At 66.6% G+C, this 13,721-nt stretch carries 12 protein-coding genes and 3 pseudogenes; 3 read left to right on the top strand and 12 right to left on the bottom strand.

The genetic code is table 11. The features are described from left to right. Positions 1 to 28: 28 nt before the first annotated feature. The 3 genes and pseudogenes from QC826_RS14465 to QC826_RS14455 all read right to left on the bottom strand — a co-directional run. A complete protein-coding gene (locus QC826_RS14465; protein WP_279766212.1) occupies positions 29 to 355 on the bottom strand; it encodes a hypothetical protein in 327 nt (108 codons plus the stop codon). 32 nt (positions 356 to 387) lie between these two features. Then, a complete protein-coding gene (locus QC826_RS14460; protein WP_279766210.1) occupies positions 388 to 615 on the bottom strand; it encodes a hypothetical protein in 228 nt (75 codons plus the stop codon). 350 nt (positions 616 to 965) lie between these two features. Then, positions 966 to 1,514: pseudogene (locus QC826_RS14455) on the bottom strand (transposase); the annotation flags it as partial. Between the two features lie 556 nt (positions 1,515 to 2,070). On the opposite strand from QC826_RS14455, the pseudogene QC826_RS14450 reads away from it, so the two are divergent. Together QC826_RS14450 and QC826_RS14445 are read left to right on the top strand one after the other, a co-directional pair. Continuing rightward, positions 2,071 to 2,427 (top strand): annotated as a pseudogene (locus QC826_RS14450) (helix-turn-helix domain-containing protein); the annotation flags it as partial. A 109-nt stretch (positions 2,428 to 2,536) separates the two neighbouring features. Next, positions 2,537 to 3,139, top strand: coding sequence for a LytR/AlgR family response regulator transcription factor (locus QC826_RS14445; protein ID WP_279766209.1), 603 nt, complete (start codon positions 2,537 to 2,539; stop codon positions 3,137 to 3,139). 139 nt (positions 3,140 to 3,278) lie between these two features. Here QC826_RS14445 and purT read toward each other — a convergent pair. Further along, positions 3,279 to 4,486 (bottom strand): annotated as a pseudogene (gene purT, locus QC826_RS14440) (formate-dependent phosphoribosylglycinamide formyltransferase). Between the two features lie 240 nt (positions 4,487 to 4,726). Between purT and QC826_RS14435 the strand changes: the two are divergent. Next, on the top strand, positions 4,727 to 5,107 hold the full coding sequence (locus QC826_RS14435; protein WP_279766208.1) for a glyoxalase/bleomycin resistance/extradiol dioxygenase family protein: 381 nt from the start codon (positions 4,727 to 4,729) through the stop codon (positions 5,105 to 5,107). Positions 5,108 to 5,195: 88 nt separating this feature from the next. Here the strand turns inward: QC826_RS14435 and QC826_RS14430 are convergent, their stop codons facing one another. From QC826_RS14430 to QC826_RS14395, 8 genes are all read right to left on the bottom strand, one after another. Beyond that, entirely contained in the window at positions 5,196 to 5,945 is a 750-nt protein-coding gene (locus QC826_RS14430) for a YdiY family protein (RefSeq protein ID WP_279766207.1), read from the bottom strand. Positions 5,946 to 6,107: 162 nt separating this feature from the next. Beyond that, positions 6,108 to 6,446, bottom strand: a complete 339-nt coding sequence (locus tag QC826_RS14425; protein WP_279766206.1) for a hypothetical protein — start codon at positions 6,444 to 6,446, stop codon at positions 6,108 to 6,110. 275 nt (positions 6,447 to 6,721) lie between these two features. After that, positions 6,722 to 7,807 (bottom strand): class II aldolase/adducin family protein, encoded by a 1,086-nt coding sequence (locus tag QC826_RS14420; protein ID WP_279766205.1) that lies wholly within the window; start codon positions 7,805 to 7,807, stop codon positions 6,722 to 6,724. Next, entirely contained in the window at positions 7,804 to 8,565 is a 762-nt protein-coding gene (locus tag QC826_RS14415) for an HAD family hydrolase (protein WP_279766204.1), read from the bottom strand. Before QC826_RS14415 ends, QC826_RS14420 begins: the two co-directional genes overlap by 4 nt. After that, entirely contained in the window at positions 8,562 to 10,607 is a 2,046-nt protein-coding gene (locus QC826_RS14410; RefSeq protein WP_279766203.1) for a uridine kinase, read from the bottom strand. Before QC826_RS14410 ends, QC826_RS14415 begins: the two co-directional genes overlap by 4 nt. Then, a complete protein-coding gene (locus tag QC826_RS14405; protein WP_279766202.1) occupies positions 10,604 to 11,218 on the bottom strand; it encodes a hypothetical protein in 615 nt (204 codons plus the stop codon). Before QC826_RS14405 ends, QC826_RS14410 begins: the two co-directional genes overlap by 4 nt. After that, entirely contained in the window at positions 11,215 to 11,913 is a 699-nt protein-coding gene (locus tag QC826_RS14400) for a glycosyltransferase family 2 protein (RefSeq protein WP_279766201.1), read from the bottom strand. Before QC826_RS14400 ends, QC826_RS14405 begins: the two co-directional genes overlap by 4 nt. Continuing rightward, complete coding sequence (locus QC826_RS14395) at positions 11,910 to 13,715, bottom strand: NTP transferase domain-containing protein (protein ID WP_279766200.1); 1,806 nt, start codon at positions 13,713 to 13,715, stop codon at positions 11,910 to 11,912. The genes QC826_RS14400 and QC826_RS14395 overlap by 4 nt, the downstream gene beginning before the upstream one ends. Positions 13,716 to 13,721 lie beyond the last annotated feature (6 nt).

The following is a 13,721-nucleotide window of genomic DNA, read 5'->3' as shown; positions in this document are numbered from 1 at the left end:
GATGTACTGCGATTGAACACGGTGGGAACTATTTTTGATCTTGTTGATTTTTAGGTGGCTGCAGGAAAATGCTTGCCATGTTGAAATGCGAGGCGAAGGCTGTGGGTGGCGGAGTAAATGAGTAGTCCCCCGGAGTAACCTGGGCGAATGCGCTGAAGGGAGTCACACCTGCCATGCTCAATGAACCGTTGCCACCGCCACCTCCGACACCTACGCTACCACCGCAGCCACCATAGCCGCTGCCGAATCCACCACCTCCGCTGCCGTTGCCATCAGTGGAAATATGTTTATATGGACAACCCTCTTCATGCCCGCAGGCAATATATTCAAGCTGATCTAAGTTGATGAATTGCATTATGTTCTCCAGAAATGTTAAGAGTTGACACTTCATACAGCTGACGGCAGCGGATCGCCCCATTCACGCATGTCTAAATCGGGAAGAGAAATATTCATTGGATATGTCGGGTGAAATAATGTCGGAAAGCAACCGCCATAGGGGGGGTACTCAACCAGAGGTGCAGTGGGGCGATTTGGCGATGGCGACTGCACGCTTGTGAAGCCTCCCCGAATTCCTCCAAAAATGTGACGAAGTTGCTCTTCCTTAATTTTTTTCATTTTCAAACTCCTTATTTGTCACCTGCATATTTACTGAAACATCGGATTTCTTAAAAATAATTGAAATCGCGCAAGAGCAGGAATGCATTGCGTTGGTTCGATGTTGCTATGCAGAGTAACTGCTGAGCTTGCTGTTTTGTTTAATTTGCATCAAGTATGATGTCTAGAAGGTAAAAATTATTCTAGCGATTACTTGGCCTATGGAAAATTTATTACGGCGCGGAATAATGCGAGAGGTCGAATTTATATTTACTGTAATCAATAAGGTGCAGCCGATTTTCTATCTGGAAATCCGAAACCGTGTTGAACGTACTGGGTTGGGCGTTTGGGAGGATGGCGTGAAAAGTCGTGCGTGGTGCCAGGCTCCTGCCCGTGAGTACCTTCAAACGGTACATCAACGTCTCGGCGAGCGAGCGCCGGTGATAGCCGCTGGCCCTCTTCCAATCCCCTCGACCGCTGCGGGCGATGGCATCGATGGCCTCGTTGCGCCAAGCCGCACCCGGTGTTCGTTGCGGTCAAGGCGCCGCACCGTCACGTGGCGGAATCGATGGTGTGGCCTCGCGCGCGGCGATCGCCGCGTCGCATTGCCGGGTGTCGTAGGCGCCGTCGCCGCCGACGGTATCGATCGGCGTGCCGGCCGGGATCTGGTTGAGCAGATCGGGCAGCACTTCGGCGTCGCCAACGTCCTGGTGCGTCATCAGCGCCCCGCAAATTCGGCCTGTGTTCGCGTCCATCGCCAGATGCAACGCGCGCAGCGGCAGGCGAAACACCTGCTTGAGTCCAAGCAGCATCTGGATGACCGCATCGGCGTAGACGCATGGTCGGCCACGCCTGGCGGCACCGGCGTCGGCGCCCCGTTTCCACAAGTCCTGCGTCATCCAGATCGTCACGTCGCCTCTCGGCTGGATTTATGCAACAACGTCGGGCAATGGGTCGTCAATGAAATATATTTCCTTTGTAGGAGATATACTGGATGAAATAATCGAAACAAAAGAAATTGGCGGTATCGAGTAAATAGGAAGAGGTTTTACGAAAGATCCGATTGGTCCAGTCATGGGAAGTTTTTCCAACGACGCGCTTGATCCGTTGGGGAAATGTGTAGTTGAGGAAATTGTAAGAGAGCCAGAATGAATTTCAATAAGATGTTTGCATTCAATTTTATACATTTTTTACTCCTAAATTTATTCCTGTCAATAAAACAAGCATCGAGTGAAAAATTAAATAATTTAAATTTTGCAATGGCAAAAGGATATTTTCGTTGAATCGATGCAGTAGATAGATTAACTGTTCAGTTTTCTTAAGTGTTTAATTAGTATCAATTAATAAATGCTAAGGTCGGTTGATTTTTTGACTGAGATTAATTTTAGTGCTGGAATGTATTAAAATGGAAATTTTTCGTAATTGAAACTTACCAACCTTTTAGAAAGTAAAGTAAGTTCGCAATATAATGGCGGCATGAAATGCAAACGAACTTCTGACGGCCGCAAACTGGACCACCACGCGCTCCAGGTCATGTGCCAACAAGCGATCAAAGCGGTGCGCGAAGTCCAGACGGCGGCGAGCGTGGCCGCCGTTTACGGCTTGAGTGTCAGCACTGTTTTCCGATGGCTGGCCAAGTTTGCCGAAGGCGGCCAGAACGCCTTGCTCGCCAAGTCAATCCCGGGCCGACCGCCGAAGGTCAGTGCCGAGGAAATGCGGTGGATTGCGCAGGCCGTGAAGAATAAGACGCCGTAACAGTTCAAGTTCGAGCTTGGCCTGTGGACGCTTTCGCTGATGCGCGAATTTGTCAACCGCCAGTCGGGCAACGCCATTTTGTGAGTGGAAGTTCCTGATGAGTATCGCCGTCGAAGCTGCCGTGTCCGGCCTGCGGCGTGAACGGGCAAGGCACCCACGACCGAGTCAAACGCGGCTGGGGCGGCGCATGCTCGATCGCTTCATCGACTACCTGCTCAAGCCGGTCAACCTGGAACGGCTGGGCAAGACGGTGGCCAAGCTGAAGGCGACGCTGGGCGCGCCGGCCGCGGCGTCGGCCATCGACGCCGTGCAGGCCCTGTTGGCGCAGCTCAGCGCGCAGCTGCTGCCGGGCGGCGCCGCCGGCGGGGCCGGCGCTGCCGGTGCGGGTGCCGGCGTTGGCATGAACGTTGGCGCCGCGGCCGCCGCAGGCGGCACGCAGCCGTCCGCGCCCGCGCCGGTCGCCGCGCCGTTGCAGTGGATACGCGCCGCCCACGGCGAGGAGACCCGCCTGATTCCGATCGAGGAGGTGATCTACTTCCAGAGCAACGACAAGTACACCAGCGTGTTCCTGGCCGGCGGCGAGAGTTTGATCCGCACGCCGCTGCGCCAGTTGCGCGAGCAGCTCGACGAAACCAACTTCTGGCAGATCCACCGCAGCGTGATCGTGGCGGCGCGCCACGTCGCCGGCACCAAGACCGACTTCCGTGGCCGGCTGATGGTGCAGCTGAAGGGGCGGCCGGAACAGCTGGTGGTCAGCCGCAACTACGTCGACCTGTTCCGCAAGATGTGAAGCAGGCGGGATTGCCCTTCTGGCTTGCGGCGCCGGGACGCTGGCCTTACCCCACGGCCAAACCGGGGTCAGACCCCTGCGGGGTCTGACCCCAGCTTCACGCCTCGGGGTGGTGCGTGCGGCGCCGGCACGCCAGCGTTTAGCGCAGCACCGGCTTGACCTTGCCCGCCGCTTCCTTGGCGCGCAGGCGCGCCGTCTCGACGTCGTCGGCGGTGGCCAGCGCCACGCCCATGCGGCGGCGGGCGAAGGACTCCGGCTTGCCGAACAGGCGGATGTCGCTGCCCGGCACGCGCAGCGCCTCGGCCACGCCCTCGAAGGCGATGCCGGCCGCCTCGTGCTGGCCGTAGATCACCGCCGAGGCGCCGGGGCGCGCAGCGCCACGTTGACCGGCAGGCCGAGGATGGCCTTGGCGTGCAGCTCGAACTCGCTCTGCACCTGGGTCGCCATGGTGACCATGCCGGTGTCGTGCGGACGCGGGCTCACTTCCGAGAACCAGACCATGTCGTCCTTGACGAACAGCTCGACGCCGAACAGGCCCAGGCCGCCCAGGTCGCCGGTGACCTTCTCGGCGATGTCGCGCGCCCGTTGCAGCGCCAGCGGGTCCATGCGGCAGGGCTGCCACGACTCGACGTAGTCGCCCTGCACCTGGACGTGGCCGATCGGCTCGCAGAACTGCGTCTCGACCCGGCCGTCGGCGCCGATGGCGCGCACCGTCAGCAGGGTGATCTCGTAGTCGAAGTCGATGAAGCCCTCGACGATGACGCGGCCGCTGTCGACCCGGCTGCCGGCGGCGGCGTAGTCCCAGGCGGCCTTGACCTCGGCGGCGCCGTCCAGTTTCGACTGGCCCTTGCCCGACGAGGACATGACCGGCTTGACCACGCAGGGGAAGCCGATCTCGGCGCAGGCGGCCTCCAGCTCGGCCAGGCTGCTGGCGAAGCGGTAGGGCGAGGTGGCCAGGCCCAGCGTCTCGGCGGCCAGGCAGCGGATGCCCTCGCGGTTCATGGTCAGCTGGGCGGCGCGGGCGGTCGGGATGCAGGTGATCTTGCCGGCCTGTTCCAGCGCGGCCAGCGTGTCGGTGGCGATCGCCTCGATCTCCGGCACGATCAGGTCGGGCTGCTCCAACTCGATCAGCGCGGCCAGCGCGGCGCCGTCGGCCATGTTGATGACGTGGGCGCGGTGCGCCACCTGGTGGCCCGGCGCGTTCGGATAGCGGTCGACGGCGATCACTTCGACGCCCAGGCGCTGCAGGGCGATGATGACTTCCTTGCCGAGCTCACCGGAGCCGAGCAGCATGACCTTGGTGGCGGAAGGGGACAGGGGGGTACCGAAAATGCGTGGCGTAGTCATAGTGGCGTAGAGAGAAGAGTAGGACGGGTTTTGGAATGGTGGCGGCCACCATGCGCGGGCCGACTATAGCAAACCGGGCGGGCTTTGGACAGCGCCAAATACACGGGCACGCGGCAAGCGGGCAGACTTTGTGTTATGTTCGGCATTGCCTTTTTGTTAAGTTGAAATCCAACCAGGGAGACATGTATGAACCGGAGCGGAAAACCAGAGGGATGCAACAGTGTCGTACCCAATACCATCGTGCGCAATGTGGCCGAGGCGGTGGCGTTCTACAGCAAGGTGTTTGGCGCCGAGCAAGTACTGAGACTGACCACGCCGGACGGCAAGGTGGCCCATTGTGAGCTGCGCATCGGCGATTCGCGCATCAACCTGGGCGAGGCGATGGAGGGTTGGCCCGAGCAGCCGCTGCTGGCGCAAATCTATGTGGCCGATTCGGACGCCACCTTCGCGTTGGCGCTGAAGGAGGGCGCCAGCGAACTGAGTCCGGTGACCGACATGTTCTTCGGCTCGCGCGAGGGCCGCGTGCTCGACCCGTTCGGCAACACCTGGACCATCGCCACGCACAAGGAGGACGTGTCGGCCGAGGAGATGCAGCGCCAGCTCAACGCCATGTACGGCTGAGGCGCCAGCCTTCCCGGCGCCATGTAAACGCCGGCGCGGCAGCTTGGTGCTGCCGCGCCGGCGTTTTCTTTTGCTGCCGCGCTGGCCTTTAGAACGAGTAGACCAGCGTCACCGAGGTTTGCGAGTCGGTGTTCTTTTTGTCCTCGGGCACGTTGGTGTCGTTGCGCACGCTGAAGGCGGCCTTCATCTGCATGGTGCCGTTGATTTTGGTGCGCAGCGAGGTCTCGGCCATCGAGTGGGTGTTCGAGGTGCCGCGCTCGACGCTGAGCGCCTGGGCGAAGGCGGCCGAATCGCTCAACTGCCATTTCAGCGTGGCCGCGCCGCGCACCGTCATGCCGCTTTCCAGGTCGCCGGTGGCGCGCATGCCCTTGAAGTAGCCGGGACCGATCTCGGCGTCGATGCTCTTGTCGCGCGTCTTGAGCCAGCGCGCGCCGTAACCGACGCCCAGCGTCGAGTAGCGCGTGTAGGCGCCGAACTTGTCGTCGACGTGGGAGGCCAGGGCGAACAGCTTGGAGCCGTCCTCGACCAGCTTGTAGGCGGCCTTGGCCGACAGCGAGAAGCGCTCGGCCGAGCGCTCGCGCACCTTGCTGCCGTCGTCCTGGGTGTTCTCGTCCTCCTTGAAATAGCCGGAAAGGACGTACTCGTTGCTCCAGTCCTCCAGCTCCTGGCGCGCGTCGACCTTGCCGGTGACGGAGGTGCCGACGGTGTTGCCGGAGGTGGTGATGGCGCCCAGTTCGGCGGAGGTGGACCAGGTGCGGCCGGGTTCGGGGGCTTCTTTGGCGGCGGCGCCGCCGTGTGCGATGGCCAGGGCCAAGGCGAGCAGGGAAATTGATTTCATAGTGTGTGATGGCGTCGGCGGGCTTGTGGCGGGACGACTGTAGCGGCGCGCGTAGTGGCGCGCCTGTTTGTCTAACGGGAGAGGCTGCATTGTACCCGAGACGGGCCGAGCCTGCCGACGGCCGGCGCGCCTGCGGTGCGCGCCCCGGCGCCGCGCCGCCGTTCAGCGGGTGGCGATGATGATGATGTCGGCGTCGCAGTTGTTGTAGTGGATGATGATGACGATGATGCGGCGCAACCGGGCCGCCCTGCCCGCCGTCATCGTGCCGTCGACGACGGTGCCGGCGTCGCGGTCGGCCCGGTTCTTCATCGTGATGTTGACCTGCGAGGCGTCGCTGACCGGAATGCCCATGCTTTTGAGCGCCATTTTCGGGTTGGCCATCAGCGCCATCGCGTGCTGGGCATCGAGCTCGGCCTTGTGGACCGACTCGACCTCGCCCATGCCGGGGTTGATCTGGTCGAACAGCTTGCGCAGGGTGTCGGTGTCGTCTTGGATTTCCATGGCTGCCTCCGTTGGTTTTCTCCGGCGCGGAATCGCGGCCGGTATGGCCAGTCTAGGAGCGGGCGCAACAGCGGTGCTGTGCCAGATCAAACGGCTGGGCTGGCTTGACGGGAAAACGGGCGCGGCGGCGAAAAGCGAGTTCGAAGGCAGGCTTTGGACGCGGGCCGCGCCCGGCGGCAACGGACTCGCCGCAATTGATTCCAGTATGATTAATAGTAGATCTTAGTTACTCCAAGTTACTCCGTTTCATGGAATTATCGAGCCAGGACAGTGGCTCATCGCGACAGCGCCAATCGATATTTCTCCGCGTCCCAGTCGAGCAGTTCGGCCAGCTGCGCCTGGTCCAGCACGGTGAGCGGGCGGTGCTCGTCCTGTCGCGCCAGCACGTCGTAGTAGCAGCGCAGTTGCGCCAGCTTGGCGGCGCTGAAACCGTCCGACATATAGACGCCGGCGGCGCGGATGAACAGCAGCTCAGGCCAGGGCGCGTGCCGGCAAGCCGCCTGGGCGGCATGGAAGTCGGCGCTGCTGTCGTGGCGGCGCGGCGCGGCGCCGAGGAAGACCACGTGGTCGGGGCAGATCGCCCAGTCGCGCTCCAGCCGCTCGAACAACTGCGGGTCGAGCGCCAACTGCTGCACGCCGTCGTCCGGAATCGGCGCCATGGGGCGGCCGTCGCTGGCCCTTGGCGGCGCCAGCGCCGGCGCCGGCGCGTCCATGTCGCCGGCCACGGGCGCGGGCGCGGGGACGGTGATGGGCACGGGCTGGCGCGGCGGCGTGGCGCACAGCCGCAGCAGGCGGCGCAGGATGGCGTCGACCGCGCCGGCGTCGGTGGCGCCGATCACCACGCCGTGGTTTTGCAGGAAAACGATTTGCGTGTCGGGTTGGCGCCGCAGGCCTTCGGCCACCGCGCGCGCCAGCGGCAGGCCGGGCTTGTGGTAGGCCAGCGCGAGCCAGGGCGGAAGCGGGCCGGCTGCGCCTTGCCCGGCGTGCTCCAGCGCGCGCAGGCGTTCGGCGAAGCCGGGCCGCACCAGCTGGGCCAGCAGTTCGACGGCGTGCAGGTGCAGCACCACCGGCTGCGGCATCAGCGCGTGCAGCAAGGTCTCGATCGACGGCCGCAGCCCGCTATCGCCCAGCGGGCGCGGCGCCACGTCGAGCTGGCCGGCGGCGGCGGCGGCGCGCAGATGGGCCAGGTCGACCGGCACGAGGATGTCGCGCCGGCGCGCCTCGGCCAGCCAGGTGCCGGAGGCCTTGACCCACAGCGTGGCGCCGTCCTTCCACGAGGCGTTGCCGCCGGCGCCCTGCACCAGCAGCCGGTCGGCGCCGAGGTTCGCGCAGTAGTCGCTCAGCGTGGCGCGCGGCTTCAATGCGCCGCTCCCTGTTGGCCCAGGCGGCCGAGCAGGCGGCGCACCTGGCCGAATTCGTCGAACACGGCGTCGGCGGCGTTCTCGCCCTGGCCCGGCTGCACGCCCTGGTGCAGCTTTTGCAGGGTGACGGCGTCGATGCGGCGGCGGGCGCCGCCGATGTCGTTGACCGGATTGTCGCCGATCATCCAGATGCAGTCGCCGCTCGGCCGCACCTTCTCCAGTGCCAGCTCGAACTGGGCGCCGTGCGGCTTGTCGTAGCCGGCCTCCTCGCTGGTGACGATGTAGTCGAAGTAGCGGTCCAGGCCGAAGTAGACCATCTTGCGGAACTGGATCTGCGCCGTCAGGTCGGTGACGATGGCGGTCGGGATGCCGAGCAGGCGGATGTCGTCGAGCAGCTCCTTGACGCCGTCGAACAGCACGGCCTTGCCGAGGAAGGTGCGCCAGTAGGTCTGTTCCAGGTCGAGCGCCAGCAGCACCTGCGAGCCGAGGCCGATGATCTCCAGCATGCGCTGCAGGTACAGCAGGCGGCTGTGCGAGGCGGCGGTGTCCTTCAGCCGCGCCTTGACCTCGCGGCGGGCGGTGGCGAAGGCGCGGTCGAAGTCGGCCGGCTCGATCGAGAAGGTGGCGGCGACCTTGTCGCGCACCGCGCTCATCGCCAGCGCGTGGGCCGGGTCGTAGTGGTACAGGGTGTTGTCGGTGTCGAACAGGATGGCGTTCGGGACGCGGTCGAAACGGCCGCCGTTGGAGATTTTGATCATGATGATGTCTGCCAAAGCAGGCGCCGGCTGAGCGCCTGGTTGATATGCGCCAATGCGATCAACTGCATCAGCCCGAGTGCGCCTTCGCGCCATTGCGGCCGCATGTCGAGGAACTCCATGATGCGCGGGAACAGCGTGGCGGCCGCCATCGCGATGTCGTCGGCGCTGGCGTCGCCCTCGATGGTCAGGCTGATCTCGCTGGCCTCGCCGTCCATGCTCAGGTCGACGTGCAGGCCGCACACGCCCACCAGCACGCGCCGCAGCGACAGCTCGTTGAGGCCCTGGCGCGAGCGCACCAGCAGGCGGACGCGCGGCGCCGCGCCGCCCAGCGGCCCCTCCAGCAGGTTCGGTTGCACCGGATGCAGCGCCAGCACCAGGCCGGCGTGGCGCGCCTGCGGCCGGATGAAGCGCGCCGAGTCGGGCTCGCGCTGGGCCAGCGCGTCGCGCACCTTGTCCGCGCTGTGGCCGCGCACCAGCACGTCGCGCTGCAGCTTGTAGTAGCGCCGCAGGCCCTCGTCGATGTCGAGGTAGATGGCCAGGTCGTAGCATTCGCGCAGCACCGGCAGGTACAGCGCGTGCAGGCCGCTGGCGATGATGAAGTCGTTGCTGGCCAGCTGCTGCGGGCGGCCCATCCTGCCGCTGCCGTGGTCGTAGTGGCGCGACAGGATGGCCTTGCCGTCGCTCAGGGCCAGCAGGTCGGTGGCGAAGGACTCGAGGTCGTTGGCCAGCGGGCTCAAATGCGTCATCACCTGCCACATCGGCTTTTGCCGGTCCCACAGGTGGTAGTCGTCGCCCGACAACTGGGCCACCGAATGGGCGCCGAACAGGCCGCGCAGGGAGTCGGCCAGCGTGTCCTTGCCGGCGCCGGAGTCGCCGGCGATGCCGATCACGAAGGGCTTGCGGCTGAGGCGGAAGTAGTCGTTCGAGCTGACCGACTCGCGCCAGAGGCGCAGCGCCAGCACGATGCCCAGGCCGGTCAGCACGGTGTGGCGCAGCGGCAGCAACGGCAGCGGCAGCGGCGCGCCCGGCGCCGGCGTCGACAAGGCCGGCAGCGGCAGGTTCTCCAGCACGAACAGGAGCGAGAAGGCGGCCGTCAGCGCGATGGCGGCGCGGCCGCTGCCGGCTTGGTAGGCGACCAGCGCCGGCACGATCCAGACGAACCAGCCGGGCGAGGCCGGCGTCAACAGCACCACCAGCAGGAAGCCCAGGCCGAGCAGGGTGCTGAACAGCTCGAAGTTCATGCGCCGAACGCGCCAGGCCAGGTAGAGCATCAGCAGATAGGCCAGCGGCATCACGTACAGCACCGTGCCGGCGCCCACCTGCAGGGCGAACTGGTAGACCTTGCCCATCTCCGGGTTCTGCAACAGCATGCGCAGCGCGGCCGGCGAGGCCATGAAGGGCAGGCCGAGCAGGGCGCCGGCCAGCAGGCCGCCCTTGAGGTAGTCGGGCAGCCCGGCGCGCAGGCTGCGGTTGCGCAGCAGGTAGACCAGGAAGAAGGGCAGCGCCAACAGCATGCTCAGCTTGGCCGAGACCGCCGCCGCGCACAGCGCGCCGGCCTGGCGCAGCCGGCGTTGGCGGGTGCGCCACAGGGCCGCCGTCAACAGCAGCGTCGGCACCAGGTCGTTCAGGCCCAGGCCGTAGGTGGCCAGCAGCACGATCGGCGACAGCCAGTACAGCGCCAACACCAGGGTGTCGCGCTCGGGCAGCATGCGGCGCAGCAGCAGCAGCAACATGAAGTCGGCCGCCATCAGGCTGAGCGCGTAGGCGTGCAGCGCGCCGAAGCCGGCCAGCTTGGCCAGCACGGCCAGCGGCAGCAGCGCCAGCCACATCGCCACGCCGTAGGGGAAGGCCTGCGGCGTGCCGCCCCGGGCCAGAAAGGCGCCCCAGGGGTCGAGCGTGAGGCCGCGCGCCAGCTCGGCCACGCTGGCGTCCATGAAGGGCGCGTACCACTCCGCCGCCGCCTTCGGCACCAGCACGGCCATCAGCAACAGCCGCAGCGCCAGGCCGACGCCGAACAGCGGATGGGTGAGCAAACGCCTCATGGCCGCGCCGCCACCGGGTTCGGCGCCCGCCACAGGTCGGGGCGCTTGGTGCAGACGGCGTCGGCGGCGATGCCCTGTTCGGCCAACAGGGCCGCCAGCGCGGCGATGCCGCCGGCGGCCTCGCGTCCCTGCAGCTCGGGCGAGACCAGGCACAGCTTGAAGCCGGCCCGGCGCAAACGGCGCGCGGCCGCGCCGTCCAGCGGGAAGCGGGTAAAGCAGTCGACCCAGACCCAGTCGATCTGGCCGGCCAGGGCGAGCGCGGTGTCGATGGACTCGTATTCGGACACGCGCACGGCGCAGCGCCGTTCGCCGGCGCGCGCCCACTTGACCAGGAAGGGGAAGGACTGGTCGAGGAAGAAGTAGTCGGCGATGCCGTTGCTGCGCAGCATATCGATCAGCGGCCCTTCCAGGCCTTCCTCCTTGACGTTGAGGATCAGCGTGCCGTGGCGGTACTCGGCCAGCCAGGGGGCGAGCGGCTCGCCCGGCGCCAGCGCGTCGTGCTGCAGGATAAGTTGGTCGCCATGGCTGCGGATGTCGATTTCGACGCCGTGTTGTGGCGGCGTCTCGCGCAACTGGGCGAGGGTGTTGCGGCGGTGTGAGATCAGGTTCATGGTTTCAGTGCGGCTTTCAGTTGCAGGCTGTAGCTGACGGTGCGCCGGATGAATTTGCGCTTGGCGGCCCAGTCGCCGTTCCAGTGCGAGGCGCCGTGGCTGCGCCGGCCGAAGCGCACCGGGAAGCGGTGCACGGCCAGGCCGGCCCGGCGCGCCTGGTAGTAGGCGTACAGGTCGAGCGAGAAGTCGTCCGGCGCGGCGCGCCAGTTGTCGAAGAAGCGGCGCGGGAACAGCGTCGGCTGGGCGTTGATGTCCCACAGCGGCGCGCCCAGCAGCAGGGTTTCGAACAGGCTCATGCCGGTGGTGAACACGGTGTCGGCGAGCGGCCGGCCGTGGCGCCGGCCCTTGACGAAGATGGCGTCGCCGTGGCGCTCGAACAGGGCCAGGCCGCGCAGCGCGTCCTGCGGGTCGGTTTGCAGGTCGGCGTGGGTCCAGCCGAGGATGTCGCCGCTGGCGGCGGCCAGGCCGGCCAGTATGCCGTGGCCGTAGCCCTGGTTGCGCTCGACCCGCACGCTGCGGCAGCCGGGGCGGGCCGGCAGCAGCTGCGCCAGTACCCGCGCGCTGTGGTCGGTCGAGCCGTTGTCGACCAGGATCACCTCGACGCCGTCGAGGCGGCCCAGCGGCGCGCAGCGTTCCAGCAGCAGCGGCAGGTTCGCCGCCTCGTTGTAGCAGGGGATGACGAGGGAGAATCTCATGTCGGCTCCGTGAGTGGCGTTGGCGTCCGGCCCGGCGCCGGCTGGTGGCGGCCCGGCCCGGCCGGCACGGTGGCGCGGTAGCGCAGCGCCAGCTGCTCGACCTTGTCTGGCGGGACGCGGCCGTCGGCCTCCAGCGTGTAGGGGTGGCCGTGCCACTTGTGGAAGCAGGACTGCCAGTATTCGAAGGTGCGCAGGTCGTCCGGCGTGCCCCAGGACAGGTAGTGGTCGACCTCGAACAGGCGGCAGTCCAGGCCCAGGGCGATGGCGTCGTTGATGCAGGAGTCCAGATAGAACTCGCCGTTGACGCGGCCGTCGCGGGCGAGCAGCAGCTCGACCAGCCGGCGCAGGTCGTCGGCGCGGCGGAATGTGAAGGCGCCCAGCACGATCGGGTCGCTGGCCGGCGCGGCCAGCGGCGCCTTGACCGAGACGCGGCGGATGCGGCCCCGCTCGGCGTCTATCCAACCGAACATCTGCGGCCGGCGGATGGCGTTGGCGTTGCCGCGCACGCCCCAGACGATCAGGTCGACCGCCGGGTCGTCCAGCAGCGCCTGAAGCGCCACCGCGTCGTACAGCATGCCGAAGTCGCAGGCGCCGACGGTCAGCGGGCCGGCTGCCGTGGCGGCGCCGGCCGGCCCGGCCGCGTTGGCGCGCCGCCGGGCGCCGGCGGCCGCCCCGCCGCAGCCTTGCTCGGCGCGCGCCGCTGGGCGCGCCAGCGCCTTGGCGCCCAGCAGGGCGGTGCAGGCCTGGCCCTCGGTGAGCGCCGCCACGGTGACGACCAGCGCGCCCGGATGGGCGCGCTCCAGCTCGGCGGCTGTCTCGTCGTGGCCGGACATGTCGGCGCGCAGCACGAAGCAGTGGCGCAGGGCCGCCGGGAGGTCGTGCACGGCCTGCTCGACCATCGGCCGGCCGGACACCTCGATCAGCGGCTTGGTCAGCGCATAGCCCTGGTCGGCGAAGCGCTGGCCCATGCCGGCCATCGGCAGCAGCAGTGCGCCGGCCGGCGCCGGCGCCGGCGCGGCGGCGGGCCGCGCCAGGCGGGCGAAGGCGGCCGACCAGCCCTGGTACTCGGCCAGGTCCTGCGGCGTCCCCCACTGCATGAAGTGCTGCAGCGGATACACGGCGATGCGCCGGCCCGCCTGCAACAGCGGGCGGTAGGCCAGGCTGACGTAGTATTCGCCGCCGACCGTCAACTGCTGCTCGACGGCGCCGCGCAGCGCCTCTTCCATCAGGCGGCCGCTGGCGAAGTAGTAGCTGCCGCTGGAGGCGTATTCCTCCATCCTGTTGCCGGTGTAGGGCTGCTTCTCCTGGATCGCCTCGACCCAGCCGCCGGTTTCGCGCAGGTAGGCGTAGTTGGTGCTGCCCAGGGTGTGCGGGTGGAAGCCCCGGTAGGCCGGAATCGCGCCGTCGCACCCGCTGCTGGCGACGAATCGCCGGAAGTGCCGCCAGTCCCAGTAGCAGCAGAAGTCGCAGTAGTTGACCAGCACCGGCCGCGCCGGATCGATCAGTTGCGGCTCCTGGCGCAGTGCCTGCAGCACGGCGTGCACCGGCCCCAGGCCGTGCGGCGCGATGGCGACGATGCGGGCCGTGGGGCACAGGCCGCGCAGCGTGTCGGCCATGCGGTAGGCCGGCTCGGCCAGGTGCTCCTGGTTGCAGACGAAGACGAACTCGCAGTCGGCGTCGAACATGCCGACCACGTGGGCGATGATCGGTTTGCCGTCGACCTCGATCAGCGGCTTGGGCAGGCGGTGGCCGGCGCGGCGGAAGCGTTCGCCGAAGCCGGACATGGGGACGATGATTTGCATGGCGCG

Origin of the sequence: Rugamonas sp. DEMB1 (assembly GCF_029834475.1) — a bacterium.
Classification (GTDB): domain Bacteria; phylum Pseudomonadota; class Gammaproteobacteria; order Burkholderiales; family Burkholderiaceae_D; genus Rugamonas; species Rugamonas rubra.
This window is presented reverse-complemented; position numbering and strand designations above follow the sequence as displayed.

Coding starts and splice junctions, on each gene's coding strand:
- QC826_RS14465 (WP_279766212.1), bottom strand. CDS start 355: ATGCAATTCATCAACTTAGATCAGCTTGAATATATTGCCTGCGGGCAT.
- QC826_RS14460 (WP_279766210.1), bottom strand. CDS start 615: ATGAAAAAAATTAAGGAAGAGCAACTTCGTCACATTTTTGGAGGAATT.
- QC826_RS14445 (WP_279766209.1), top strand. CDS start 2,537: ATGCTCGATCGCTTCATCGACTACCTGCTCAAGCCGGTCAACCTGGAA.
- QC826_RS14430 (WP_279766207.1), bottom strand. CDS start 5,945: ATGAAATCAATTTCCCTGCTCGCCTTGGCCCTGGCCATCGCACACGGC.
- QC826_RS14425 (WP_279766206.1), bottom strand. CDS start 6,446: ATGGAAATCCAAGACGACACCGACACCCTGCGCAAGCTGTTCGACCAG.
- QC826_RS14415 (WP_279766204.1), bottom strand. CDS start 8,565: ATGATCAAAATCTCCAACGGCGGCCGTTTCGACCGCGTCCCGAACGCC.
- QC826_RS14410 (WP_279766203.1), bottom strand. CDS start 10,607: ATGAGGCGTTTGCTCACCCATCCGCTGTTCGGCGTCGGCCTGGCGCTG.
- QC826_RS14405 (WP_279766202.1), bottom strand. CDS start 11,218: ATGAACCTGATCTCACACCGCCGCAACACCCTCGCCCAGTTGCGCGAG.
- QC826_RS14400 (WP_279766201.1), bottom strand. CDS start 11,913: ATGAGATTCTCCCTCGTCATCCCCTGCTACAACGAGGCGGCGAACCTG.
- QC826_RS14395 (WP_279766200.1), bottom strand. CDS start 13,715: ATGCAAATCATCGTCCCCATGTCCGGCTTCGGCGAACGCTTCCGCCGC.